Here is a 26774-nt window from a genome sequence, read left to right as displayed (position 1 = left end):
TGCAAAAATGCACAGCCTTTGTAATAATAAAGTCTAGTAAATTAGAATTTTAATTCTTTTTTTACGTCTGCTAAAAGATCTTTTCCTTTAGACACAAGTAGACCCGCACCTGGACTAGCATCAATTACGTAGTCATATCCTTGAGCAGCTGCTACTTTCTCTATAGCTTTCATTGCAGACTCTTGTATTGGAGCCAACAATTCTTGTTGCTTTTTTTGTAATTCTTGCTGCGCCGCTTGCTGTGCAGTTTGAATAGTTTTTTGATACGTCATTATTTCCTGTTCTCTTTTAGCATTTTCTTCTGCTGTTTTAGAAGCTGCTTCATTTTGGTATTGCGTAGCCTTGTTTCTAGCTTCTGTAACACTCGCTTGGATATCTGCCCCAAGAGTTTCATTTAATTTTTTTAATTCTGCATCTGCTTGCTTCATTGCAGGCATCTCTTGTAACAACTGTTGTACATTAATATGCGCAACTTTAGACTGTGCGTTTACAAATGCCGTTGTAGCCACAAATAATACTAATGCTACTGCTATTTTCTTTAAATGTTTCATAATAGTAATTGAATGTTAATTTAAGTATTTAGTTAATTTTAGTGTATAGACCTTTTTAATTATTGTCTTTTTCTTCTTTGGTTTTCTTTTGTTTAGCTGCTTTTTCTTCTAATAACTTTTTTCTTCTAGCCTCGTATGCTTTTTTACGTTCCTCTCTTAATTTTAACTGCTCTGCTCTTTTCTCTTCTGCACTTTTAGCTCTTGCCGCATCTGCTTCTTTGGCTTGCTCTTGTCTAATCCTTAAAGCTTCTGTAATTGGTTTTTCTTCTTCCTCATCATCAAATCTACTTCTAGCGCTTTTTTTAGGTGCACTAATTTTTCTGGTTCTGGAAATTGCTCTAAGTACTAGCTCACTAATGTCATTTCTTTTCTCTGCATACAACATTACAACATCTGCAGATTTATCAAAAATAAAATCGTAATTTTTATTTTGTCCAATTTTTTGAACTTCACTAAAAACCTGATCTTGTATTGGCTGCACCAACCTTAATTTTTGCATGACCAAGTCTCCCTGTGGACCAAATCTATCTTGCTGGTATTGCAACATTTCTTTTTCTAATAAAGCAATTTCTTCTTCTCGCTCTTCTATTAACTCATTTGTTAATAAAACTTTTTCAGCAAGCAGTGTTTGCCTCATATCAAAGATTTCCTTTTTTTCACCTTCAATTTCTAGTTTCCATTTTTCTACTTTACTAGCTAGTTGTTCGGTTGCCTCTCTGTACTCTTCTACATTTTCTAAAATGTATTCCATATCTACATAGGCAATCCTAACACCCCTTTGAGCAAAAATACTAGTTGACAGTAGCAACGTAGTTACAATTAAAAGAACTTTTGTTTTCATTTTGTTTATCGTTTTAATACATAGAAAATATCGTGCCAAAAATATTAATTACCCAAAAACAAGCTTATTAATATATGGTAAATTAGAAATATTCTTTGTAATTAAAACTGCTGACCAATGATGAAGTGCGTCTGCCATCCACTTGGTTCAGTAGAGGTTGGCAAGTTATCCTTGTCAAACCCATAACCAAAGTCAATTCCCAATAGACCAAAAGCTGGCATAAATATGCGCAACCCTACTCCGGCCGATCGTTTTATTTCAAACGGATTAAATTCAGTAAAATTGCTGAAAGAGTTACCTCCTTCTAAAAATCCTAGTGCATAAATAGATGCAGAAGGCTTTAATGTTATAGGATATCTTAGTTCCATAGAGAATTTATTATAAACCACACCACCTTCTTGCTCATTAGAACTAGCAATAACGGGTGTTAAAGATTGGTTCTCATATCCTCTTAATTGTATTGTTTCTCTTCCGTCTAAAGTAAAGTTACCTAAACCATCACCTCCAACAAAGTAACGCTCAAAAGGAACATTACCTATATCATTATTATAATTACCCAAGAAACCAAATTCTGCATTAGTACGTAAAACTAAATCTCCTGTTAAAGTTGTATACCAATCTCCTTTAAAACTAGCCTTATAAAATTCCAACCACTTAAATCTATCTTCCTCAATTTCCTCTAATCGAGTTTGCTCATAAGCAGTTAAATTTCTGGTTGTACGTGCTTCTTGTAACTCATCACTTTCCTCTTTTAACCCTTTATAATCTTTATCTGAAAATAATGAATAAGGTGGTGTTGCTTTAAATTTAAATTGGAAACTAGATCCACCACGCGGAAATATTTTACCACCTGCTAAAGATTCTCTAGACAAACCAAACGTATAAGAAAATGAATTTGCAGAACCATTACCAAAATTAAACAAACCTATATTGTAATCTTTAAAATCATATAATTGGTATGCTAAAGAGTGAGAGGCCACAAAAAAGTCATCTGGCCACTTTAACCTTTTAGCTAAACCTACAGAAATACTAGATATTGAAAACTGTCTGCCTTTATCTACTTCTCTTTCTTGATAGTCATAAGCAAATTGCTGCGTTCTAGACAAAGACATATTAAACTGCACAGGTTTTTTACCTCCTAGCCAAGGCTCAGAAAAGTTAAAACTATATACTCTGTAAGTTCTACTAGCTTGTAACCTAATAGAAAATGTTTGTCCGTCTCCCATTGGTACAGGAACATAAGCATCTTTATTAAAAATATTTTTTAAAGAAAAGTTACTAAAAGACAGTCCTAATGTACCTATAAAACCACCGCCACCGTAGCCACCTTGTAATTCAATTTGACTAGAACCAGCCTCTAAAACATTATAATTAATATCTACAGTACCAGCGTCTGGGTTAGGGTTAAGAACATCCGGTTTAATACTTTCTGCATCAAAATAACCAAGAGCACCTAATTCTCTAATACTTCTAATAATATCTGCTTTATTATATTTTTGACCAGGACGAGTTCTTAGCTCCCTAAATATAACATGGTCGTTTGTTTTGTCGTTTCCTGTTACAGTAACGTGGTCTAAAAAGGTTTCCTTACCTTCTATAATTCTTATTTCAAAATTTATAGTATCATTTTCTGCAGAAACCTCTACTGGGTTAATTGTAGAAAACATATATCCATTATTTTGATATAAACTTGTTAAATCGTTTGGATCTGGTTTCGTATTATCAGAAATTCTTTTCTTTAATAATACACCATTATACGTACTACCTTTTTTGATACCTAAGGCTCTACTTAAAATTACGTCCGGATAAACTGTATTACCAACAAAATCTATATCTCCAAAGTAGTACTTGTTACCCTCTTCTACATTAATATTAATTTTAATGTTATTATCATTAACATTAGTAATAGTATCAGAAATTACTCTTGCATCTCTAAATCCGTTTTCTGCATATTTCTCTACCAATGCAGTTAAATCGTTTTTATAATCTTCTTCTATATATTTAGATTTTTTCCAGAAACGGTAAAACTTCTTCTTTTTAGTTTTTTTAAGAGCCTTACGCAATTTTTTATCAGCTAACTGGCTATTGCCATTAAAAGTAATGTCACTAATTTTTACTTTTTCGCCTTTTTTAATATTAATAACCATTTTTTGAGCATTGGTTTCTGATGTATCTACAGCAGTAGCAATGTTTACTTTAGTATTTAAGTACCCTTGTTTTTTGTACTTATTTTTTAAGTAGTTCTCTGTGTTATTAATAAGACTTTGTGTTATTTTCTTTCCTTTTTTAAGGTCTGTATCATTTATTATATCTGCTACCTTACGTTTTTTTACTCCGTATACAGTAACATCTGTAAGCGTAGGGCGCTCTACGATATTAAGTTCTAAAAATACTTCTTCTCCCTTAATATCTGTAATATAAAAATTGATATCACTAAAAAGTTCTAAAGCCCATAATTTATTAATTACAGCACTAATTTCTTCTCCAGGAAGTGTTATTGGCTGCCCAACCCTAAGACCGGTAAATGTTATTACAGTTTGCTCGTTGTAACTTTTTACCCCTGTAATTTCTAAACCTCCTAAAATATACTTTTTACCATCTTCATAAGATGCCTCTTGCCCAAAAGCAATAAGGTTTGTAAAAAGAAAAAGGATGGTAATAATAGAACCAAAAGTAATGGTTCTTTTGGTTGTGTTAGTTGAGTTGTTCGCTAGTTTTTCCAAATCTTCGTTCTCTGTTCTGATAATTTTTAATTGCGTCTACTAAATGATGCTCTTTAAAGTCTGGCCAAAGAACATCTGTAAAGTACAGTTCTGCATACGCTATTTGCCAAAGTAAAAAATTACTTATACGGTGTTCACCGCTAGTTCTTATAAGTAAATCTACGTCTGGTAAATTTTGCGTGTAAAGATGGTTATTAATAATGATTTCATCAATATTTTCGGGAGAAATTATATTATTTTTAACTTTGATACTAATTTCCTGAACAGCTGTTCTAATCTCATCCCTAGAACCATAGCTTAACGCCAATGTTAGTGTCATACCAGTATTTACCGAGGTTTTTGACATTACATTCTTTAGTTCTTCACCAGCTTTTGCAGGTAATAAACTTAGGTTTCCTATTGCGTTAAGTTTTATGTTGTTTTTGTTAAGAGTTTTAACTTCTTTCTTTAAAGAAGACACCAAAATACGCATAAGCGTATCTACTTCTAACTTAGGTCTATTCCAGTTTTCTGTAGAAAAAGTATACAATGTTAAGTAACCTACACCAAGCTTAGCGCAATTTTCTACTACTCTACGCACTGTTTTTACGCCATTTTCATGTCCAAAAATACGCAGTTTACCTTTTTGTTTTGCCCATCTGCCATTACCATCCATAATAATGGCTAAATGATCTGGAATATTTTCTTTATTTAAATCTTCTATAGTATCCATAAGTATAATTTACTCAAAACAATCTGAGCACGGTTTTCTACCAAAGGTGTAAGTTAACGTAAAACCTGAAAAAACATACCAATCATCACTAAAAATATTTCCAAACTTAGGATCTATAAGGGTTGCAACATTAGCTTTTTCTGGATTACTAGCGTCTAAATTGTCTGTAAACGTATATCTAGCACCTATTTCGGCGCCTAAGATAAAAAATTGATTTAATCTATACTTTAAACCAACTGTCATTGGAATAGCAAAATCTCCTTCACGCTGATCTAAATCTTGCAAAAAACCAACTTCAAAATAATTATAATCATACCTAAAATAAGTTACACCTGTATATAAATAAGGTGTAAATGCAGGACCCAACTTGTGTAAATTGTACTCTACAAAATTAACCTCTAAACCTGCAGAGAATTCTGTAATAGTATTCTCCATTTTTAATTGCCTTTTTTGCCTGTATGCCAAACCAGACTTTAAATCGTCTGCAACAAACTTTCCGTGAAGTATACTAGCTCGCCAAGCATAACGTTTACTTTTATTCCATTTAAAAATACCGCCATAAGCAAAACCGCTTGGACTTATATAGTTGGTTCTACCAACGTCACCAATATTATTTAAACCACCAGTTAGCACACCAACTTCATAAGTTTGCGCACTGGCATTGCCTAAAATAAAAAATAATATAATAGCAATAAATATTCTCATAAATCCTAAAAGTTTGCAAATATAATAATATTAGATTTTAGCAGAATCCTATTATTACACCTCTGTTCTCTTCATTGAATAACAGTTTTATAGCACATTTATTGTTTAACAAACAATTAATTACGCTTATCTTCTCCCCACAAAAGTTTATTGCGCAGGGTTTTTAAAAAGCTTTCTGATGTGTACTCTATTAACTTGACGGTAAAGTCTGCTTTTTTCACAGTTATTTCCGTACCGTTTTCTAAGGTAACTATTCTAGAATCTAAAGAAAGTAAATGGTTTTTTTCTCTACCAGACACTTTTAATTTTACCACAGTATTATCAGAAATAACTAAAGGTCTTGCATTTAAGTTATGCGGTGCTATAGGTGTAATTACCAAAGATTTTGCTGTTGGGGTAATTACAGGACCTCCACAACTTAAAGAGTAGCCTGTAGAACCTGTTGGCGTAGATACTATTAAACCATCTGCCCAGTAAGAGTTTAAGTACTCATTATTTAAAAAGGTCTCTACAGTTATCATAGATGTAGTGTCTTTTCTGCTCACTGTTACCTCATTAAGCGCAAAATTAATAGCGTTAAACTCTGGTATATTTACGTTAGAGGTTACTGCCACTAAACTCCTATCTACAACAGTATAATCCTTAGACACAAACTCTTGCACTACTTTTTTTACATCTTCTTTTTTAAAGGTTGACAAAAACCCTAAACGCCCCGTATTAACACCAACAATTGGTATACCTAAATCTTTAACAAAAGTAATGGCTCGTAAAATTGTACCATCTCCTCCAAAACTTACAAACATATCAAAAGATGCATCTAAACCACTATCTTCTGTAAAAATTGAAAAATCTTCAATTTCTTTTGAGGCTGTTATAAATTTGTAAAAATCACTTTCAAAACTAATGCTCGCATTATGCAGTTTTAACTCACTTAATAGCTCAAACACATAGTCTACAGTATCATCATTATAAGTTTGTCCGTAAATGGCAACTTTCATACAGTTATACGTTTAAGTATTTATCTAAATAGTTAGAGCGTTCTTTTAAATCTTGCAGAAAAAGATCATCATCATTACCAAATAAAATACTATAATTATAACGCCTAAAAGATTGTGTAATTTCATTTAAATTGGCAGAGGTTACTTTTAATGTAATTTGCACAACATCATTTTCTATTGCTGTAATAAAAGCACCATACAACTTTGCATTGTTACTCTCTACTATTTGGGCAACCTCACTAAAAGAATAATCAGACATACCTTTTGCTACCACTAAAATTCCACCTGGCTCGGTAAAAAAAGGAGTACCAATAAACAAAGCAACAATATCTGTTAAGTCATAATAACCCGTAAAAGCTTCATCTTTATCTAAAACAGGTAAAATGTTAGCATCATTTTTAGAAAACACTTCTAAAACATCTAACCAAGAGGTATCAGAATTTACTGTAAAGTTCTCTAATTGATATTTATAATCTTCAATTTTTTTACCTTTTTCAAAGGATTTAAAATCGTTTTCGGCAATCATACCTATCAATCTATTATCATCTACAACTGCAACGTGCGAAAAAGTAGTTGTTTTAAAAAAACGAATTACCCCTTCCATACTATCGTTTATAGAGAATGTAGGAATTGTTGTTAATATGTTAGACTGTATCTGCATAGCTTAAAATATTACTGCAAATTAATAATAATTTTTTCGACCTAGGTTATAAATTACAAGGCATTTAATAAAAATAAAAAACCTTAACAAAGTAATAACAAAAGCTATGCCTTATTTGTATTTTTGCAGTAGCTAAACAAAATAAAAATGACAAAATTAAGCGTAAACGTAAATAAAATTGCCACTTTAAGAAACTCTAGAGGAGGCAATGTTCCTAATTTATGTAAAGTTGCAACAGATATAGAAGCTTTTGGTGCAGAAGGTATAACTATACATCCAAGACCAGATGAAAGACACATTAGATACCAAGATGCGCGAGATTTAAAAAATATTGTTACCACAGAATTTAATATTGAAGGTAACCCTATTAAAAAGTTTATAGACTTAGTTTTAGAAACCCAACCTACACAGGTTACTTTGGTTCCAGACGCCATAGACGCAATTACATCTAATGCTGGTTGGGACACTGTTAAACACAAAGATTTTTTAAAAGATGTTATTGCTACTTTTAAAGCAAACAATATTAGAACATCTATTTTTGTAAATGCAGACTTAAAAATGGTTGAAGGAGCAGCTGAAACTGGCACAGACCGCATAGAACTTTACACAGAAAGTTACGCAGATGCTTTTGCAGAAGGCAACAAAACAGGAGTACAACCTTTTACAGATGCTGCAATTTTAGCTCATAAACTAGGCTTAGGAATTAATGCTGGCCACGATTTAAGTTTAGAAAACATAGCTTATTTTAAAGAAAAAGTACCGCATTTGTTAGAGGTATCTATTGGACACGCATTAATTAGCGAATCTCTTTACCTAGGACTAGAAAACGTAGTAAACATGTACCTTAACAAACTAAAATAATGCCTACACTACATTCTAAAATACTTGGAGAAGGACAACCTTTGTTAATCTTACACGGATTTTTAGGAATGTCTGATAATTGGAAAACTCTTGGCAACAAATACGCAGAAGAGGGTTTGCAAGTACATTTAATAGACCAGCGCAACCACGGCAAAAGTTTTCACTCTACCGAGTTTAATTATGACATTCTTGCAAACGACATTAAAGACTATATTGCAGAGTATAATTTAAACAATTGCATTGTTCTTGGCCATTCTATGGGAGGAAAAACAGCTATGCAATTAGCATGTAGTTATCCAAACTTGGTTAGCAAATTACTAATTGCAGATATTGCTCCAAAGTTTTATCCACCGCACCACCATGAAATAATTAATGGCCTTAAAGCTTTAAACCTAAATACAATTACCTCTAGAACAGAAGCTAGTAACGAGCTAGCTAAACACATTTCTAATGCAGGAGTACGTCAATTTTTATTAAAAAATTTATATTGGGTAGAAAAAGGAACATTAGGTTTTAGGTTTAATTTAGACGTTTTAGCAGAACGTATGGAACAAATTGGAGAAAACATAGATGCATCTGCAACATACAACAAACCAACATTGTTTTTAAGAGGAGACAAATCTGAGTACATATCTCCAATGGACACAGATATTATTAAAACACATTTTCCTAAGGCAGATATACAAACCATAAGCAATGCAGGACATTGGTTACACGCAGAAAACCCTAAGGAATTCTTAGAAAAATCGCTTACCTTTATAAAAAGTTAACCCATAAAATACATTAAGCTATGAAAACTATACTACGTGTATTATTAAGCGCTATTGCCGTTGTTGTATTATCTAAAATTTTACCTGGCATTGGTGTAGATACTTACACTACCGCAATAATTGTTGCTATTGTATTAAGCCTTTTAAACTTTTTTATAAAACCACTTTTGGTAATACTAACTTTACCAGTTACAATAGTTACACTAGGCCTATTTTTGTTAATAATAAACGCTTGCATAATAAAATTAGCCGGATATTTTGTAACAGGATTTACTGTAGATAGTTGGCTGTGGGCCATAGTATTTAGCTTATTATTATCATTATTACAATCCGTATTATTTTCAGTCTTAAAAACAGATAAAGAAAAATAACATAGTCTTTTGTATTACAACAATTTAAAAAGTTGTAGACGTAATTAAAAAGTACTATTTTTGCAGCCCATTTTATTTAAGTAAAATCAGATTCAAGAAATGAATATTACAAAAGAGCAGATTGATGCATTAAATGCAGTTGTGAAAGTTGCTATCACTAAAGAGGATTACCAAGATAAGGTACAAGCAATTCTTAACGATTATAGAAAGCAAGCAAACATACCAGGTTTTAGAAAAGGACATGTACCAATGGGCCTTATTAAAAAACAATACGGTAAGGCTGTTTTAGTAGACGAAGTAAACAAACTTATACAAGACAACCTAAACAAATACTTAACTGAAGAAAAGTTAGATGTTCTTGGTAACCCGCTACCTAAGCAACAAGATGACTTTAACTGGGATGCAGAAAATCTAGATTTTGAATTTGAATTAGGTTTAGCTCCAGAATTTGAAGCTCCAATTAAGACTAAAAAAGCAATTACTCAATATAAAATAGTTGCAGATAAAAAAATGATAGACGAGCAAGTAGAACGTATTGGCAAGCAGTACGGAAAACTTATCTCTAAAACTGAAGTATCTAAAAAAGATGAAGTAACTGGAGTTTTTGCCAACGAAGAAGAAGAAATTAACAACAAAACAACTATAGAACTTAGCAATGTTAAAGCTAAAAAAGCTTTAGATGCATTAGTAGGTAAAAAAGTTGGTGATGTGGTTACATTAAAAACCAAAGGTCTTTTTAAAGAAGATTACCAATTATCTAGTGCTTTAGGTTTAGCTGCTGATAAATCTGCTGATTTAAATACAGAGGTTACGTTTACAATTGAAGAAATTAACGAACGTGAGCCTGCAGAAATGAACCAAGAGTTGTTTGACAAGTTATTTGGAGAAGAAAAAATTACTTCTGAAAAAGAACTTAGAGAAAAAATAAAAGAAGATACAGAAAAGCAATTTGAGCAACAAGCAGATCAAAAATTGTTAAATGACATTACTGAAAACTTTATTGAAAATGTAAAGTTTGATTTACCTACTGAATTCTTAAAAAAATGGATTCAAATGACAGGTGAAAAGCCATTAACAGAAGAAGAAGCTGCTGCTGAATTTGAAAAATCTGAAAAAGGTTTACGTTACCAGTTAATTGAAGGTAAAATAATACAAGAAAACAATTTACAGGTAAATTTTGACGAACTAAAAGAATTTGCCAAAGGTTTTATTAAGTCTCAAATGGCACAATACGGACAATTAAATCCTGCTGAAGAAGAATTAGACAATATTGCAGCAAGAATTATGTCTAACCAAGATGAAGTAAAAAGATTGTCTGAGCAGTTAATGAGTCAAAAATTATTAACGCTTTACAAAGAAAAAGCAAACCTTAAAGTTAAGGAGCTTTCTTATGACGATTTTATTAAAGAAGTTTACGGAAAAGAATAAATTTTACCCTGTGCATTGTTAAAAAAACACTAGCACATATATGGTAAAACAAAAAATTCCGTTAAATTTAGTATCAAACTATAGCAAATAGCTTTAAAAGCAAATTACACTATAGGTCGTCACTAAAAAAAATAAGTATATTTACGGTGCCGAAAGTATAAATTTTCGGCACCTTTTTTATTTAAAAATACCAAATACTACATATGGACTACGGAAAAGAATTTAAGAACTACGCCATAAAGGACCAAGGGATAAACAGCATGTACTATGATAAAATATTAAGTACAATGTACCCAAGTAATATGACGCCTAACATTATTGAAGAAAGACAACTAAATGCCATTGCAATGGATGTTTTCTCTAGATTAATGATGGATAGAATTATATTTTTAGGAACTGGTATTAATGACCAAGTTGCAAATATAGTGCAAGCACAATTATTGTTTTTAGAAAGTGCAGATGCATCTAAAGACATTCAAATATATATTAACTCTCCAGGTGGTAGTGTTTATGCTGGCTTAGGTATTTACGACACTATGCAATTTATAAAACCAGACGTTGCAACAATATGTACTGGTATGGCTGCATCTATGGGTGCCGTATTATTATGCGCAGGAGAAAAAGGAAAACGTAGTGGCTTAACACACTCTCGTGTAATGATTCACCAACCATTAGGTGGCGCACAAGGGCAAGCTAGCGATATAGAAATTACTGCTAGAGAAATATTAAAGCTAAAAGATGAGTTGTACAATATTATAGCAACACACTCTGGCCAAACTTTTGACAAGGTTAGTAATGACAGTGACAGAGATTACTGGATGAAAGCTGATGAAGCAAAAACCTACGGTATGATAGACGAAATATTAGTAAGGGAAAAAAATTAAAAAACCGACTAATAAACACCTTACTCTAAAAGAGAAGAAGTAGACTTATGGCAAAGGAAAATTTAGAATGTTCTTTTTGTAAAAGAACCAAAGCAGAAACAAACATATTAATTGCTGGTGAGGGCGCACATATTTGTGACCGTTGCATAGAGCAAGCATATGGCATTGTTATAGAAGACACTAAACAGTCTAAAACAGACAGTTTATCTGCAGAATTGGTTCTTAAAAAACCTATGGAAATAAAAGCCTTTTTAGACACTTTTATTATAGGACAAGAACGTACAAAAAAAGTAATGTCTGTTGCAGTATACAATCACTACAAAAGATTATTACAACCTTCTAGCGCAGATGACGATGTAGAAATACAAAAAAGTAACATTGTTATGGCCGGGCAAACCGGTACTGGAAAAACATTAATGGCAAAAACAATTGCCAAAATGCTTAACGTACCATTAGCCATTGTAGACGCTACTGTACTAACAGAAGCTGGTTATGTTGGTGAGGATGTAGAAAGTTTACTAACGCGCCTTTTACAAGCTGCAGACTACAATTTAGAAAAAGCAGAGCGCGGCATTGTTTTTATAGATGAGATTGATAAAATTGCTCGTAAAAGCGATAACCCTTCTATTACTAGAGATGTATCTGGCGAAGGCGTGCAACAAGGTTTATTAAAACTTTTAGAAGGTACTGTTGTTAATGTACCACCAAAAGGAGGACGTAAACACCCTGATCAAAAATTTATAGAGGTTAATACAGAAAACATCTTATTTATTGCTGGTGGCGCTTTTGACGGCATAGAACGTATAATAACCAAACGCCTAAATATGCAGGCAGTAGGCTACAGCGCATCTAAATTAGAGGACAACGTAGACAATACTAACATTTTACAATACATTATTCCAAAAGATTTAAAAGAATTTGGTTTAATTCCTGAAATTATTGGCCGTTTACCAGTGTTAACACATATGAATCCGTTAGACGAAAAAACGTTACGTGCTATACTTACAGAACCTAAAAACGCAATTATAAAGCAATATGAGAAGCTTTTTGCTATGGACGACATTAAGTTTTCTATAACAGACCAAGCCTTAGATTATGTAGTTTCTAAAGCAATTGAATACAAGCTAGGCGCAAGGGGACTGCGTTCTTTGTGTGAAGCAATTTTTACAGACGCTATGTTTGAGCTACCAAGTAGCCAAGACAAAGAGTTTAAAGTAACACAAGAATATGCAGAACAAAAGTTATCTTATGAAACAGTTAAAAAGCTAAAAGCCGTTTCATAAAAAAACGGCTTTTTAAAACTATACTATAAATATCCTAAAGGTCTAAAGGTATGCTTTAGGATATTTTTTTTGCCAATACTTTAACCTTAGCCTCTTTCTTAACCTGTTCTGGTTTTACCATTACTTTTTTTAAAAGATCTAAGCTTACTTTTTTTATAATTTCTGAGTCAGAGTACATCTCGTGACCATAATTATCTACAACTTCTAAATCTACTCCAATAGTTTCAGACCATTTTACAGAAGGCCTGTACAAATCTTTGCTTCCAAAAAGCATTTTTACATCTACATCTACACGCTCTACTTCTTTACGTATTCTTGTTGCAGACACTGTGTACAAAGATTTCATTGGTAATCCTTTTAAGTTTGCCTTCCAAGCAATAGAACCACCCATACTAAAAGCAAGGTAGTGAGCTGATTTAGTTTCTTTTTTTAATAAATGAGATACAGCAGTATCAATACCTCCTTCTACAAAAGCGCTGTGTATATTTTTCTCGGTTTGTTTTAACAAATTTACATTTGCTAACTCCTGAATATCATAATATTCTATATCATAATACTGCTGTAAATATGCTAAATATGATGTAATCCACATTCCTTTTTTTGGACCCCACATATCTGACAAAACAACTAGTCTTTCTGAATTCATAATTTATAGTTTTATATACTGGTTAGGTTTATATATGCAATATGATATATAACCAGTAAATAAACCAATTTATTTGTTCATTAGAAGCAATTCATCGATATAGTCCCTTTTATTTGACAATCTAGGTATTTTATGTTGCCCTCCCAGTTTGTTTCTATCTTTTAACCAGTCATAAAAAAGATTCTCTCTAGCACTGTGCACTTTAGGCATAGTAAGTGTTATATTATTGTAACGCTTAGCTTCATAATCAGAATTTAAAGATTTTAAAGCATTATCTAACAATTCTGTAAAATGGTTAATATCCTGCGGCTCTTTTCTAAATTCTATAATCCATTCATGTGCACCTTTTTCTTTACCTACCATAAATATTGGCGCAACTGTATAGTCTTTAATTTGTGCACTTGTTTTTTTACACACCTTTTTTAATGATTCCTCTGCATTTTCAATAATTAACTCTTCGCCAAAAACATTAATATGATGTTTTGTTCTACCAGTAATTTTAATTCTATACGGATTTAAGGATGTAAACCTAATAGTATCCCCTATTCTATACCTCCACAAACCAGCATTTGTGGTAATTACAATTGCATAATTTTTATGTAACTCTACATCCCATAAAGCAACTACTTTTTGGTCTTCTAAACCATAAGCATCCATAGGTATAAATTCATAAAAAATACCATAATCTAGCATTAAAAGTAAATCATCCGCATTGTTTCTATCTTGTATAGCAAAAAAACCTTCAGATGCATTGTATATTTCGTAGTAATTAAATTGCTTACGAGGCAACAAGGCCTTGTACTGGTCTTTATACGGACTAAAACTTACACCTCCATGAAAATAAACCTCCAGATTTTCCCAAATTTCAAACAAATGATTTTTTCCGGTTTGCTCTAACATATTATTTAGTAATACCAACATCCATGAAGGTACACCCGCCAAACTAGTTACATTTTCTAACTTACTTTCGTTAATAATGGCGTTTAATTTGGTTTCCCACTCACTCATTAAAGATACCTTATTACTTGGTGTGCTACTCATTTCTGCCCAAAAAGGCATATTATCTATCAATATTGCAGATAAGTCTCCAAAAAAACTCCCGTTATCTTCATACAACTCTTTACTACCACCCAAGCGCAAACTTTTTCCTGTAAACAACTGAGAGTTTTCATTATTGTTAAGGTATAAACACAGCAAATCTTTACCAGATTTGTAATGACAGTCTTCTAAAGCCTCTGAGCTAACAGGTATAAATTTACTTTTGGCATTGGTAGTACCGCTACTTTTAGCAAACCATTTTATACTTGTTGGCCAAAAAATGTTTTGCTCCCCTTTTCTTGTTCGTTCTATTAAAGGCTCTATCTCTTCATAAGAAACAATTGGCAAACGCTCTGCAAACTCTTTGTAATTTGTAATAGTAGCAAAATTATATTGCCTCCCCACTTCCGTATCTTTAGCAATACTTAAGAGTTTAAACATTACTTCTTCCTGCACCTCTGCAGGATATTTTAAAAAAAGTTCTATCTGGTGATACCGCTTTTTAAGCAACCAAGAAGCAATAGAATTAACAAAAGGTATTGACATTTTTAGGTATCTTTATCCTGAAAAATTTCAGTGGTTATTTTGATAAAAATAGCCTATACAACTTTAATATTCAAATACATTTTATGCAGTACCAAGGTGTTTTACAAAAAATGCAAACAGAGAACGGAAACCCTATACAATATTATCTACTTTTTGAGAATGATTTTTTAAATGTGAACCAGATTTTAAATAAAACTATAGAGATTAACTTTATAAAACACCAGTGCCTTAACTGCAAGTTAGACAAGCCAATATACAGACAAGGGTTTTGTAAATCTTGTTTTTTTGAGATCCCAACTGCCGGAGATTGGATAATGAGACCAGAGTTAAGCACAGCCCACTTAGACCAAGAAGACCGCGATTTGGCCTATGAAAAAAAAGTTCAATTACAACCACATATTGTTTATTTAGCAAACTCTAGCAACGTAAAAGTAGGTGTTACTCGCAAAGCACAAATACCTACAAGGTGGATTGACCAAGGTGCACATGAAGCCATAGAAATTGTTGAAGTACCAAACCGCTATTTAGCAGGAATTACAGAAGTTGCATTAAAAGAATACGTAGCAGACAAGACTAATTGGCGTAAAATGCTTACCAATACGGTAGATGATGAAAACTTAATAGAATGGCGCAACAAACTAAAACAATATATACCTAAAGAAGCCTTACAGTATTTTATAGAGGACAACCAAGAAACTCATTTAGAATTTCCAGTAATGCAATATCCAGAAAAAGTAAAAAGTCTTAATCTGGATAAAACACCAACCTACAAAGGCACTTTAAAAGGTATTAAAGGCCAGTATTTAATTTTTGAAGACAATACTGTTTTTAACATTAGAAGCAACGAGGGCTACTACGTTAGTTTAACTATTGTTTAGTAGTATCTTTTTCGGTTTCTTTTTTCTTTTTGCCAAACAAGCCTCCTAAAATTTCCTTAACAGCTTCTTTTTGGGTTTCTTGTTTGGTAGTTGTAGTTGTATTTTCTTTAACCGCAGTAGTATCTTTTTTTCCTAACAACCCACCTACAACGTCCTTAACTACAGAAGTTTTTGCATCCTCCTTAGTTAATGAGTCGGTTTTAGACTTATTTTTATTTAACAAATCACTAATAACACTAGTAGCTTTGTCTTTGCCTTTCGCTATTAGTTTTTGCTTTTCTATTTCTATTAACTGGCTAGTTAAGTTTTTTACACCACTAGTTAAGTCTGTTTTTACCTCTGGATTTGTAAAATTACCACCAATATTAGCTGTAACCGGTATTGTTAAATCTTCTAGCTTTTTATCATCAATTTTAGCAATTAACTTAGTTACATCACTTCCTAAATATTTTGCAGGCACCTCTACAGTTGCATTATAAGCCAACTTGCTATCAAAAGTATGGCTACCAGCAACATTCATTGTAATATCACCATAGTTAAGCTTAAATGGTTTTACCGCCACTTTTCCATTATCAAAAGATAAAGCAGTTTTTAATCCGTTTAAGTTTAATTTTTCTGGTTTTAAAAAGCTAAGCTTATCACTTAAAGCTGTTACAAATTTTTCTTGTTTTCCATCTAATTCCGTTTGCATTAACTCTGCCAACACTTTACCGGATATTGTAGCTAAATCTGGTGTAAAATCATCCTTTAAATTACCTGCAACAGAAATATCTGAATTTAAATTACCTCTTATAATTTTTGCTACAGGAGCTAACACCTCTAACATTTCTAACCCTTTTAGAGCCTGACTTATGTTAAACTGATTCATTCCCAAATTCATAGCAAAAGTAGCAGCTTCATTTTTAGTAGAAACCTCACCATTAAAAGCCATTTTACCACCAAATAAAGAGGTAGTCATATTAGACAATGTTGCAGTTTCATCTTTAATACGCAACGTTCCTTTTACATCTTTAAGCGTTAAATTATCATACAATACGGTATTAGCATTAGCAGTAATTGTAGCATCTAAAAACGATGGAATTTTTAATTTTTCATCGGCTACAGTTTGCTTTTCTTCTGTTGTTTTAGTTGACGTTTCTGTCTCCTCAACCTCATCAACCATAAAATCATTTAAAGCAAACGTATTAGAATTTAAAGCAAAATCTCCTTTTACCTTTTCATCCTTAAACATAAATCCTAACAAGTTTGTAATTGTACCCTTTGCTGAAAAATCAGTCTTACCAGTTTTTCCTTGAAACTCATTTAATGATACCGTTTTTGGATTAAATGACAAAGAAGTTGTTGTAATTTGTACAGGATTTTTAAGCTCATCAGAATTATACTCAAAATCTTTTAAATCTAACGTGCCACTTGTTGCTGTATTTTGATATTGTTCTTTTTCTATAGAAGCCATATCAAAAGCTGTAGTAACATCTGCCTTTAGTAAACCTTTTAAATTTAAGTCTGCTGGTACAGGATATGCTTGTGATATGTTTGCTAAGTTCATATTACCATCTAAATGCGCTTTTACCTTAGTGTTACACACTAAATCTGTAATCTGAGAATTAAGATTAAACCTATCTTGATCTATTGCAAAAGCTAATTTTTTAATATCTACAGAAGTATCCTCTACCAAACCAGTTGTATTATCTATAGCGGCATTTATAAAGATATTAGTAACAGACTTTGGTAAGTCTGGATATTTAAATGACGCATTGTCCGAATTTAATTTTACAGAAAACTTAGGAATATGTGTTTCATCTACAATACCATCTAACTTACCTTCTATCGTAAATTTTCCGGTTGTTTTTACATTCTCTATACTCTTAGTATATTCTTCTGGCACCAATGCTAAAAAGTTTTTAAACTCACTAGACAAAGTTTTAAAGTTGATGTTTACCTCTTGGTTATCATCATTAACCTTAACAAAACCATCAAAAACTAATGGCAACTGATTAATTAAAGCCTCATTCTTTAAAAAAGAATATTTACTCTGCTTTAAGTCTATACTTATTAAAGCATCTAAACCAACTTTATTTCTGTTTAAATAATTTGTACCGCCCATACCAAAAGATACCAGTGCATTTGTTTTAGTATCCAACTCAGACTTCTCTAAAGATAAATCTCCAGTACCAGAATGCTGCAATTCTGTTAGCGCTAAGGCCATACCAGACGTTTGGTCTACATACACAATACTAGAGTTGGTAATTTTATAAGACTCCATTGCCAAAGTAAAACTACTACCCTCTTCTTCTGTTGTCTCTGGCGTTACAGCAACTGCAGGATCTTTTTTGGCAATATCATAATTAGCAATACTATCTTTATTTACTATAATGTTTAAAGTAGCGCCATCTACAGCCAAACTCTTTATACCAATAGCCTCAGAAGAATCTTTAAAAAGTTCAGTTATTGCCATATCTAAAGCAATTTCTTTAGAGGCAAACAAGGTGTCGCCAGCAAAAGGAGCCTTATTTGTTAACACTAAATCATTAATGGTAACCTTAGCATTAGGAAAACTAGAAAATAAACTTAAGTCTGCACTAGCAAAGTCTAATGTAGCTTCTATATTATTGTTTACTTTATCCTTAATAATTTTTTCTATTTTTCCTTGTAAAAAGAAAGGCGCAGCAATTAATAAAATTACAATTAGCAACACTACAATACCTACAATTTTTAATATTTTCTTTTTCATACAGAACTATTTTTATCTTTTAAATTTAGCTAAACCAGACAAACAAATTATTGTTTTTAAAGCTGTGATATAAATCTTACAATTAAAACAATAATAAGCCAGTTTTATTATGACTCTAATGTTATTTCTTGGTTTATTTTTAAATTAAATCTTTTTCTCATTATATATACGAATAAATACAAGAAAGGGGTGTCTATAAATGCTATAATTATCTTAAAAATAAAACCGCTAATTAACAAACCCGTAAATTTACCCCATGCAATTTCTCCAAAAGAACACAAAAGCAACAAAACTGTACCCGTATCTACAAGCTGAGAAAAGAATGTAGAAAAGTTATTACGCAACCAAAGATGTTTACCTTTTGTTAATTTTTTCCAGAAATGATACACCTGTATATCTACAAATTGCGCAAACAAATACGCCAACATAGACGCTGTAACTGCCAAAATGGTATTACCAAAAACATCTTTAAACATTGCGTTATTAACAGAAGACCAACTTGTGGCTTGAGCTGAGGATGCCAAATACACAATTAATAACGAAAAAAAAGATGCAAATATACCTGCAACCACAATTTGGTTGGCATTTTTTTTACCGTAGATTTCAGAAATTAAATCGGTTAACAAAAAAGTAACAGGATAAGGCAAAACCCCTACAGAAATCTCAAACAAAGTAGCGCCAAAAATAGTAACGTCTCCAAAAGGTTGCCAAATAAAAAACTTTTGAAAAATTAAATTAGAAACTACCAAAGAAGTTATAAAAAGTGCTCCTAGGTATAAATAAATTTTTAAGGCTAATTTTTTATCTGTTTTGTTCATAAAAAGCAACTACTAATATAAATTACAACTAATTTGTAAAGATACTTAAGTTAAGCTTTTAATACCTTTACAAAAAAGATATTTAATTTTAAGATAGTGCCTTAAAAACTATTTTATTTACTTTGTTTTTAAATGAAGAAGAACGTTACAACTGCATACCTATCTATAGGTAGTAATTTAGGTGATAAAATAGTAAACCTACAAGATGCCATTTTTTTATTAAAAGAAAAAGCTGGTGATATTGTAGGTATATCTAAAGTTTACAAGTGCCAATCATGGGGTTTTGAGTCGGATGACTTTTTAAACGCCTGTGTATCTATTAACACAACTAAAGATGCTTTTGAGCTTTTAGATATAATTTTAAAAATAGAAAAAGATTTAGGCAGACAACGTACAGATGAAGCTGGTTACCAAGCCAGAACCATAGATATAGACATTATATACTTTGGCAAAGAGATAATTAACACAGATAAATTAGTGGTACCACACCCAAACTTGCAATTTAGAAGTTTTGTATTACGCCCACTTGCAGATGTTGGTCCGCAATTTTACCATCCAATATTAAACAAAGACTCTAGAAACCTTTTTCAGGAATGTAAAGACAAAGGCACTATAGAACGTACAGAAAGAAGGTTATACCCTAACAGAGAAAGCTTATTGGCAAAAGCTCAGTTTTTAGCAATAGAAGGTAACATTGGTGCAGGTAAAACTACTTTAGCTAATAAAATATCTGAAGACTACAATGCCAAACTTATTGTAGAACGTTTTGCAGATAACCCGTTTTTACCTAAGTTTTATGAAGACCAAACAAGGTATGCTTTTCCTTTAGAAATGTCTTTTTTAGCAGACCGTTACCAGCAATATTCAGATGATACATCACAGCTAGACTTATTTAGGTCTTTTATGGTTAGTGATTATGACATTTTTAAATCGCTCATATTTGCAAAAGTAACCTTACACCAAGATGAGTTTAAACTGTACCGTAAGTTATTTGATTTAATGTATAAAGATGTAAAAAAGCCCGATGTTTTTGTATACCTATACCAAAACACAGAGCGCTTAATTGCTAACATTAAAAAGCGTGGTCGTGAATATGAACAGGATATACAGACTGATTATCTAGAAAAAATTAACAAAGGTTATTTAGATTTCATAAAAAGTTACCCACAACAAAACACCTTTATTATAGACGTAAGCGACCTAGATTTTGTAGCTAATGACTCTGATTATGAGTACATTTTACACGAAATACAAGGTTACATATTACGTAATCTTTAAAAAAAGACAAGTATTAAATTAACAGTTATTTCACAATTTATTTGCAATATTGAAAACGTTTTCTTTAATTGCATATCTCTTAACAGAGGAACTAACTAACTCAAACTACATAATGGACCCAACTTAGTTGGGTCTTTTTTTATGCCTTAAAACTAAAAAGATGTTTTATTTGTCTTTTAGTTTAGACCACAAATCCCAAACCACAACACCTGCACTTACAGAAATATTTAAAGAATGTTTTGTACCGTATTGGGGAATTTCTAAAACCACATCACTAGCTGTAACTACATCTTGTGCCACACCTTTAACCTCGTTACCAAAAATTAGTGCATACTTTTGGTTTTCATTAACCTTATAATCATTTAAAAAAGTAGCATTTTCTGCTTGTTCTACAGCAAGTGTTTTATAACCATTGCTTTTTAACTCTTGCACTAGAGGTAGTGTTTCTTCTACATATTCCCAAGCAACGCTATCTGTAGCGCCCAAAGCTGTTTTTTGTATGTCTTTATGTGGCGGTTTTGCCGTAATACCACACAAGTATATTTTTTCAATTAAAAAAGCATCAGCTGTTCTAAAAACAGACCCAATGTTGTTTAAACTTCTAATATTATCTAAAACAATAACAATAGGCGTTTTTTCTGCTTGTTTAAACTCTTCAATATTTAATCGCTCTAATTCGTTATTTTTTAATTTTCTCATTCTATTTATATCTAGTAAACTTATCCACAAATATCAACAAAGGTTTTGTAACCAAAGAGAAAAACTTAAATTCGTTTTGTAATTTTTAAGTTAATCATTAAGATTTTTCAATTTGCCTAAAACAAGTACACCAAAGAAGAAAAAGGTAACTCCTTTAATGCAGCAATACAACGCTATAAAAACAAAGTACCCAGATGCTATGTTGCTTTTTCGTGTTGGAGATTTTTATGAGACATTTGGTGATGATGCCGTTAAAGCATCTAAAATACTAGGGATTATATGCACACACCGTAACAATGGTGGAGAAAAAACAGAATTGGCTGGTTTTCCGCATCATTCTTTAAATACCTATTTACCAAAATTGGTAAAAGCCGGACAACGTGTTGCAATTTGCGACCAGTTAGAAGACCCCAAGCAGACCAAAACCATTGTAAAAAGAGGCGTTACAGAATTGGTTACTCCCGGTGTGGCTTTAAATGATGATATTTTATCTGCCAAAACCAACAACTTTTTATGTGCTGTACATTTTGGAAGAAAAAAAGTAGGTGTATCTTTTTTAGATATTTCTACCGGAGAATTTTTAACATCAGAAGGTACAGAAGAGCAAATTGATAAATTGTTACAAAACTTTGCTCCCAATGAGGTCCTAGTTTCTAAAACACATAAAAAAGACTTTTTAAAAATATTTGGAACCGAGTTTCATACCTTTTTTATAGAAGATTGGATTTTTCAGGAAGATTATGCACAGGAAACACTTACCAAACATTTTAATACCGCTACTTTAAAAGGTTTTGGCGTTGCACATCTAGAGCAGGGCATTATGGCATCTGGTGCTGTTTTACATTACTTGTCTGAAACGCAACACCACAAACTACAACACATAAATACGCTACAACGTATTGCTGAGGAAGAATACATTTGGATGGATAGGTTTACCATTAAAAACCTAGAGTTATACCACTCTTACAATCCAAATGCAGTTACACTTTTAGATGTAATAGACAAAACCATATCTCCTATGGGTGGGCGTATGCTAAAACGTTGGTTGGCTTTGCCTTTAAAAAATGTAGAAAAAATAAAAAGAAGACACCAGGTTATTAGCTATTTACAAGCTAATGATACCATTTTACACCAGTTGCAACAATCTATAAAGCAAATGGGAGACTTAGAACGTTTAATTTCTAAGGTAGCAACAGCCAAAATATCACCCAAAGAAGTAGTACAACTTAAAAACTCTTTAGAAGCCATACTACCTGTTAAACAACTTACCAGTAGTAGTAAAAACGAGGCGGTAAAACTTATAGGAGACCAATTACACGGTTGTGATCTACTACGCTCTAAAATTAAAGAAATGATTAGCGAAGATGCCCCAGTTAATATGCTTAAAGGCGAAACTATTGCCAAAGGATATTCTGCCGAGTTAGATGAGCTACGTGGTTTGGCATTTTCTGGCAAAGATTACTTAAATAAAATGTTAGAAAGAGAAACCGAACGTACCGGTATTACCTCTTTAAAAATAGCTAGCAATAATGTATTTGGTTATTATATAGAAGTACGTAATACCCACAAAGACAAGGTACCACAAGAATGGATACGCAAGCAAACCTTAGTAAATGCAGAACGCTACATTACAGAAGAACTAAAGGAGTACGAGAGCAAAATATTAGGAGCAGAAGAACGTATACAAGTTTTAGAGTTAGAACTTTTTAATAAATTAGTAATTTGGATGCAAGAATATATTGCGCCAGTACAGCACAACGCACAATTAATTGCGCAATTAGATTGCCTTTGTGGTTTTACACAATTGGCAACAGACAATAAATATACCGCTCCTGTTATAGACAATTCTACAGATTTAGAAATTGTAAACGGAAGACATCCTGTTATAGAAAAACAATTACCTGTTGGAGAAACTTATATTGCCAATGATGTTACTTTAAACAGAGAAGAACAACAAATAATAATGATTACAGGGCCAAATATGAGTGGTAAATCTGCCATATTACGCCAAACAGCCTTAATTGTGTTATTAGCACAAATGGGTAGTTTTGTACCTGCAGAGTCTGCAAAAATTGGTTATGTAGATAAAATATTTACCAGAGTTGGTGCCAGTGACAACATCTCTATGGGAGAATCTACTTTTATGGTAGAGATGAACGAGACTGCCTCTATTCTAAACAACCTATCAGATCGTAGTTTGGTATTGTTAGATGAAATTGGACGTGGCACAAGCACCTATGATGGTATTTCTATTGCCTGGGCAATATCAGAATACCTACACCAACACCCAACACAAGCAAAAACATTATTTGCTACCCACTACCATGAGTTAAATGAAATGACAGCAACATTTAACAGAATAAAAAATTACAACGTATCTGTAAAAGAACTAAAAGATAATGTTCTGTTCTTGCGCAAACTTACTCCTGGTGGTAGCGAGCATAGTTTTGGTATACACGTAGCAAAAATGGCTGGTATGCCACAGCAAGTTATTTCTAAAGCTAATAAAATACTTAAAAAGTTAGAGAAATCTCACTCTAGTGAAGAGCTCACAACAAAGCTAACAGATGCCCAAAACGAAATGCAACTGAGCTTTTTTAATATGGATGATCCTCTTCTTTTAGAGCTAAAAGAAGAAATAATTGATTTAGATATTAACACGCTAACACCGGTAGAAGCCTTAATGAAACTAAATGAAATAAAAAGATTGCTTTCCGCACAAAAAAAAGATGAAGTGTAAAACGCTCATTTTATGTTATTTGAAAATAAATTCTAAAATTAGACAAAAAATATTGATATTTTTTTTGAAAATAGCTTTGTGGTTTAGAAAAATGTCTTAAATTTGCACCCGCATCTGATAAAGATGTACGCTCATAAAAATTGCGAAAGTAGCTCAGGGGTAGAGCATCACCTTGCCAAGGTGGAGGTCGAGGGTTCGAATCCCTTTTTTCGCTCAGAAAAAATTATACCAATTGCCTGTTAGTAATAACAGCTAATTTGCTCGAGTGGTGGAATTGGTAGACACGTTGGACTTAAAATCCAATGGACATTAGTCCGTATGGGTTCAAGTCCCATCTCGAGTACAAAACCCTTGTTAATCTCACGATTTTCAAGGGTTTTTGCTTTTTATACCTTTTTTCCTCTTACCTCTTTTAACTTACTTTAAAAATTTTAATTCGCATAACTTATAAAATAAGGTACTATTTTACCCACTTATTTTTATATTGCCATAAAATACAGCCAATTTTTATGAGTGACATTACACCACACAACCAAGAAGACAACCAAAAACAGCAACAACAAGAAACTTACCAAGCGCAACCTATTATTATTAATCAAAACAATAACAATGGCAAATCTAACCCAATAGGCATTGCAGGTTTTATAATCTCTATACTTGCTTACATTTTATATTGTATTCCTATTGTGGGGCACTTAATATGGATTTTAGGACTTGTTTTATCTATAATTGGACTTTTTAATCGTCCGCGAGGGCTTGCCATTGCAGGTGTAGTTATCTCTTTAATATGGATAATTTTTTATATTATGCTTATTGCAGGATTATTGTTTTTTGATGCGGCGTCAACAGGTTTAGAAGGGTTTTAGAAAATATATTATGACTATAAAAACCTACACCTTACTCTTTTTTCTATTTCTTATAAACTTCACCGGCACTTGTCAATATACACAAGAAACAGACAGAACAAGCCATTTAAAATCTGGCTTTTATATTTTAAACGATTCTGTTGGAGTAAAAGTTTTTGTTCCAGATTTTAATAAACTACAATACGTAAACACACAAACATTAATTCCTATTACAGCTATTAAAAAATGTTCTACTGTTGGTATAGATGCTACATTTGGAAATACCGGAGAAAAACAATTTGGTTTAAATTTAACCTTTACACCCAAAGGAGATATTAAAATGCAAATTGCTACAGACATAGCTTTTGAAGAGCGTAAAAGCATAGGTTTGTTTATAGACAACAAAATTATTAATGCCTTTTACGTAAATAGTAAAATTAGAAACGGAAATTATTTTTTAGCCCTTAATTTACCTTTTGCAGAGATTAAGAAATTGGAAAAGAAAATTAATTCGGAACTTAAAAAAAAGAAATAAAACACTAGTTTTAACAGCTATGAGAAAAACAATATTAATTATTGGTGTAGCACTTGCCCTTGTAAATGTTGTATATAGTTTTATGAGAGATGCAGAAACTGTGCTATTTTTTGGCAAGGATATAAATATATGGGTATATAGGTTAATTTGGGCATTTATGGCTATACTTATTTTAAATGCTTACCGTAAAGAAGCTAAAAAATAAATTATTAAGCAACGGTAATATGCCTAACTCCTACAAATAAACATTAGCGCATTACAATACCCTTTATATACCTTAATTTGTACTTTTTAATTTAGGTACAAAATGATGCGTAACAACATAAGAAATGCAACCATAACCAGCAGATTTAACTTTCTGTACATATTTTTACTATTTTTTTTTATTACCATTTTGGTTTTTCTTTATGTACTTCTAATTACTAAAGAAGAAATTATATTATTTTTAATAGCCTTTATGGCCTTTGTAACGTATGGCATTTATTATGCCTTAAAAAGTCTCATTTTTTATAGAGCAAACGCTAAAAACATTAAAATTGGCATATTTAAAACATATACTTATAATGAAGTAAAAAGTATTGAGTTACATAGTTCTGTACCTTCAAAATTTATGTTTTTTACCATTTATGAAAAAGGACTTACCATACACCTAAAAAACAATAAAAAAATATACCTAAAAGAAGCCTACTACACTAACTTTTGGAAACTACGTTTACACTTAGACAACACCTTTGGTAATAAACAAATAAAAATAAGTAAACCTGTTACTAATAGCACTATTGCTATTACCAACAAAACCACACCCATACCATTTTATATTACACTAATAAAAGTAATTATATTAATAGCATTAACTTCCTCTATTATATTATTGCTAGAACTGTTTATTTCCAACTACCTAGATCCAGGATATTTTATATTTAGTACAGGTACATTTCTTTTTTTGTTACTTTTTACAACACAAATGGGCTATATAGAAAGTTCTAAAAATTACATCATTATTAAAAACTTAATAAATCCGTTTGTAAAAAAAATAATACCTACAAATGTTATTACCCACACAACTAAAGAAACAGTGGGCGGTGGCAGAAACAAAAGAACATTTATAATTATACACACCGTGTATCATAAAAAATATAAAGTTACCATAGATTTTATAAGTTTTAAAAGAGAAAAAAATATTATTAAACAAATTAATAAACTAGAAATCCCTTATAGCGATTACACATAAA

General features: G+C 31.9%; 25 protein-coding genes and 2 tRNA genes. 15 read left to right on the top strand and 12 right to left on the bottom strand.

Annotated elements, in window-relative coordinates; translation table 11 throughout:
• Positions 1 to 41 precede the first annotated feature (41 nt).
• The 7 genes from BFJ87_RS07275 to BFJ87_RS07245 all read right to left on the bottom strand — a co-directional run bounded on the left by BFJ87_RS07275 (position 42) and on the right by BFJ87_RS07245 (position 7191).
• The gene (locus BFJ87_RS07275; RefSeq protein WP_077402065.1) at positions 42 to 551 is read right to left on the bottom strand and encodes an OmpH/Skp family outer membrane protein; all 510 of its coding nucleotides are present in this window, start codon (positions 549 to 551) and stop codon (positions 42 to 44) included.
• A gap of 55 nt (positions 552 to 606) precedes the next feature.
• Entirely contained in the window at positions 607 to 1392 is a 786-nt protein-coding gene (locus tag BFJ87_RS07270; RefSeq protein WP_077402062.1) for an OmpH/Skp family outer membrane protein, read from the bottom strand.
• A gap of 101 nt (positions 1393 to 1493) precedes the next feature.
• The gene (locus BFJ87_RS07265; protein ID WP_077402059.1) at positions 1494 to 4115 is read right to left on the bottom strand and encodes a BamA/OMP85 family outer membrane protein; all 2622 of its coding nucleotides are present in this window, start codon (positions 4113 to 4115) and stop codon (positions 1494 to 1496) included.
• Complete coding sequence (locus BFJ87_RS07260) at positions 4087 to 4827, bottom strand: isoprenyl transferase (protein ID WP_077402056.1); 741 nt, start codon at positions 4825 to 4827, stop codon at positions 4087 to 4089. The genes BFJ87_RS07265 and BFJ87_RS07260 overlap by 29 nt, the downstream gene beginning before the upstream one ends.
• Before the next feature lie 9 nt (positions 4828 to 4836).
• The gene (gene porG, locus BFJ87_RS07255) at positions 4837 to 5532 is read right to left on the bottom strand and encodes a type IX secretion system protein PorG (RefSeq protein ID WP_077402053.1); all 696 of its coding nucleotides are present in this window, start codon (positions 5530 to 5532) and stop codon (positions 4837 to 4839) included.
• A 116-nt stretch (positions 5533 to 5648) separates the two neighbouring features.
• Positions 5649 to 6530 carry an NAD kinase gene (locus BFJ87_RS07250; protein WP_077402049.1) on the bottom strand — a complete coding sequence of 294 codons (882 nt, stop codon included), beginning with the start codon at positions 6528 to 6530 and terminating at the stop codon, positions 5649 to 5651.
• A 4-nt stretch (positions 6531 to 6534) separates the two neighbouring features.
• Positions 6535 to 7191: a CBS domain-containing protein gene (locus tag BFJ87_RS07245; protein ID WP_077402047.1), complete on the bottom strand. Its 657-nt coding sequence runs from the start codon at positions 7189 to 7191 to the stop codon at positions 6535 to 6537.
• A 147-nt stretch (positions 7192 to 7338) separates the two neighbouring features.
• Here BFJ87_RS07245 and BFJ87_RS07240 point away from each other — a divergent pair, with 147 nt between their 5' ends.
• The 6 genes from BFJ87_RS07240 to clpX all read left to right on the top strand — a co-directional run bounded on the left by BFJ87_RS07240 (position 7339) and on the right by clpX (position 12788).
• Complete coding sequence (locus tag BFJ87_RS07240; protein WP_077402045.1) at positions 7339 to 8052, top strand: pyridoxine 5'-phosphate synthase; 714 nt, start codon at positions 7339 to 7341, stop codon at positions 8050 to 8052.
• A complete protein-coding gene (locus tag BFJ87_RS07235) occupies positions 8052 to 8822 on the top strand; it encodes an alpha/beta fold hydrolase (protein WP_077402042.1) in 771 nt (256 codons plus the stop codon). Before BFJ87_RS07240 ends, BFJ87_RS07235 begins: the two co-directional genes overlap by 1 nt.
• Before the next feature lie 20 nt (positions 8823 to 8842).
• Entirely contained in the window at positions 8843 to 9193 is a 351-nt protein-coding gene (locus BFJ87_RS07230; protein WP_077402039.1) for a phage holin family protein, read from the top strand.
• A 99-nt stretch (positions 9194 to 9292) separates the two neighbouring features.
• The gene (tig, locus tag BFJ87_RS07225; protein WP_077402036.1) at positions 9293 to 10621 is read left to right on the top strand and encodes a trigger factor; all 1329 of its coding nucleotides are present in this window, start codon (positions 9293 to 9295) and stop codon (positions 10619 to 10621) included.
• 203 nt (positions 10622 to 10824) lie between these two features.
• Positions 10825 to 11505 (top strand): ATP-dependent Clp endopeptidase proteolytic subunit ClpP, encoded by a 681-nt coding sequence (gene clpP, locus BFJ87_RS07220; RefSeq protein WP_077402034.1) that lies wholly within the window; start codon positions 10825 to 10827, stop codon positions 11503 to 11505.
• A gap of 47 nt (positions 11506 to 11552) precedes the next feature.
• On the top strand, positions 11553 to 12788 hold the full coding sequence (gene clpX, locus BFJ87_RS07215; protein ID WP_077402031.1) for an ATP-dependent Clp protease ATP-binding subunit ClpX: 1236 nt from the start codon (positions 11553 to 11555) through the stop codon (positions 12786 to 12788).
• 55 nt (positions 12789 to 12843) lie between these two features.
• Here the strand turns inward: clpX and BFJ87_RS07210 are convergent, their stop codons facing one another.
• Together BFJ87_RS07210 and BFJ87_RS07205 are read right to left on the bottom strand one after the other, a co-directional pair.
• Positions 12844 to 13434, bottom strand: coding sequence for an alpha/beta fold hydrolase (locus tag BFJ87_RS07210; RefSeq protein ID WP_077402028.1), 591 nt, complete (start codon positions 13432 to 13434; stop codon positions 12844 to 12846).
• A gap of 69 nt (positions 13435 to 13503) precedes the next feature.
• Positions 13504 to 15018, bottom strand: a complete 1515-nt coding sequence (locus BFJ87_RS07205) for a GH3 auxin-responsive promoter family protein (RefSeq protein WP_077402025.1) — start codon at positions 15016 to 15018, stop codon at positions 13504 to 13506.
• 83 nt (positions 15019 to 15101) lie between these two features.
• On the opposite strand from BFJ87_RS07205, the gene BFJ87_RS07200 reads away from it, so the two are divergent.
• Complete coding sequence (locus BFJ87_RS07200) at positions 15102 to 15896, top strand: DUF2797 domain-containing protein (protein ID WP_077402022.1); 795 nt, start codon at positions 15102 to 15104, stop codon at positions 15894 to 15896.
• Here BFJ87_RS07200 and BFJ87_RS07195 read toward each other — a convergent pair.
• Together BFJ87_RS07195 and BFJ87_RS07190 are read right to left on the bottom strand one after the other, a co-directional pair.
• Positions 15886 to 18627 carry an AsmA-like C-terminal region-containing protein gene (locus BFJ87_RS07195; protein ID WP_077402019.1) on the bottom strand — a complete coding sequence of 914 codons (2742 nt, stop codon included), beginning with the start codon at positions 18625 to 18627 and terminating at the stop codon, positions 15886 to 15888. The two genes, BFJ87_RS07200 and BFJ87_RS07195, sit on opposite strands and share 11 nt — an antisense overlap.
• A gap of 107 nt (positions 18628 to 18734) precedes the next feature.
• Positions 18735 to 19445, bottom strand: coding sequence for a queuosine precursor transporter (locus BFJ87_RS07190; RefSeq protein ID WP_077402016.1), 711 nt, complete (start codon positions 19443 to 19445; stop codon positions 18735 to 18737).
• A 132-nt stretch (positions 19446 to 19577) separates the two neighbouring features.
• Here BFJ87_RS07190 and folK point away from each other — a divergent pair, with 132 nt between their 5' ends.
• Positions 19578 to 20723, top strand: coding sequence for a 2-amino-4-hydroxy-6-hydroxymethyldihydropteridine diphosphokinase (gene folK / locus BFJ87_RS07185; RefSeq protein WP_077402013.1), 1146 nt, complete (start codon positions 19578 to 19580; stop codon positions 20721 to 20723).
• A 165-nt stretch (positions 20724 to 20888) separates the two neighbouring features.
• Here folK and BFJ87_RS07180 read toward each other — a convergent pair whose 3' ends face one another.
• Positions 20889 to 21422 carry an RNA methyltransferase gene (locus tag BFJ87_RS07180; protein WP_077402252.1) on the bottom strand — a complete coding sequence of 178 codons (534 nt, stop codon included), beginning with the start codon at positions 21420 to 21422 and terminating at the stop codon, positions 20889 to 20891.
• Positions 21423 to 21579: 157 nt separating this feature from the next.
• On the opposite strand from BFJ87_RS07180, the gene mutS reads away from it, so the two are divergent.
• The 7 genes from mutS to BFJ87_RS07145 all read left to right on the top strand — a co-directional run bounded on the left by mutS (position 21580) and on the right by BFJ87_RS07145 (position 26773).
• Positions 21580 to 24162: a DNA mismatch repair protein MutS gene (mutS, locus tag BFJ87_RS07175; RefSeq protein ID WP_077402010.1), complete on the top strand. Its 2583-nt coding sequence runs from the start codon at positions 21580 to 21582 to the stop codon at positions 24160 to 24162.
• Positions 24163 to 24304: 142 nt separating this feature from the next.
• A tRNA-Gly gene (locus BFJ87_RS07170) sits at positions 24305 to 24376 on the top strand.
• A 45-nt stretch (positions 24377 to 24421) separates the two neighbouring features.
• Positions 24422 to 24505 (top strand) — tRNA-Leu (locus BFJ87_RS07165).
• A gap of 166 nt (positions 24506 to 24671) precedes the next feature.
• A complete protein-coding gene (locus tag BFJ87_RS07160; RefSeq protein WP_077402007.1) occupies positions 24672 to 25028 on the top strand; it encodes a hypothetical protein in 357 nt (118 codons plus the stop codon).
• Positions 25029 to 25038: 10 nt separating this feature from the next.
• Complete coding sequence (locus tag BFJ87_RS07155) at positions 25039 to 25542, top strand: hypothetical protein (protein WP_077402004.1); 504 nt, start codon at positions 25039 to 25041, stop codon at positions 25540 to 25542.
• A 19-nt stretch (positions 25543 to 25561) separates the two neighbouring features.
• Positions 25562 to 25747: a hypothetical protein gene (locus BFJ87_RS07150; protein ID WP_077402001.1), complete on the top strand. Its 186-nt coding sequence runs from the start codon at positions 25562 to 25564 to the stop codon at positions 25745 to 25747.
• 102 nt (positions 25748 to 25849) lie between these two features.
• On the top strand, positions 25850 to 26773 hold the full coding sequence (locus BFJ87_RS07145) for a hypothetical protein (RefSeq protein ID WP_077401998.1): 924 nt from the start codon (positions 25850 to 25852) through the stop codon (positions 26771 to 26773).
• Position 26774: the final 1 nt, after the last annotated feature.

It is taken from the genome of Cellulophaga omnivescoria, from assembly GCF_001999725.1.
Taxonomy (GTDB): Bacteria; Bacteroidota; Bacteroidia; order Flavobacteriales; family Flavobacteriaceae; genus Cellulophaga; species Cellulophaga omnivescoria.
This window is presented reverse-complemented; position numbering and strand designations above follow the sequence as displayed.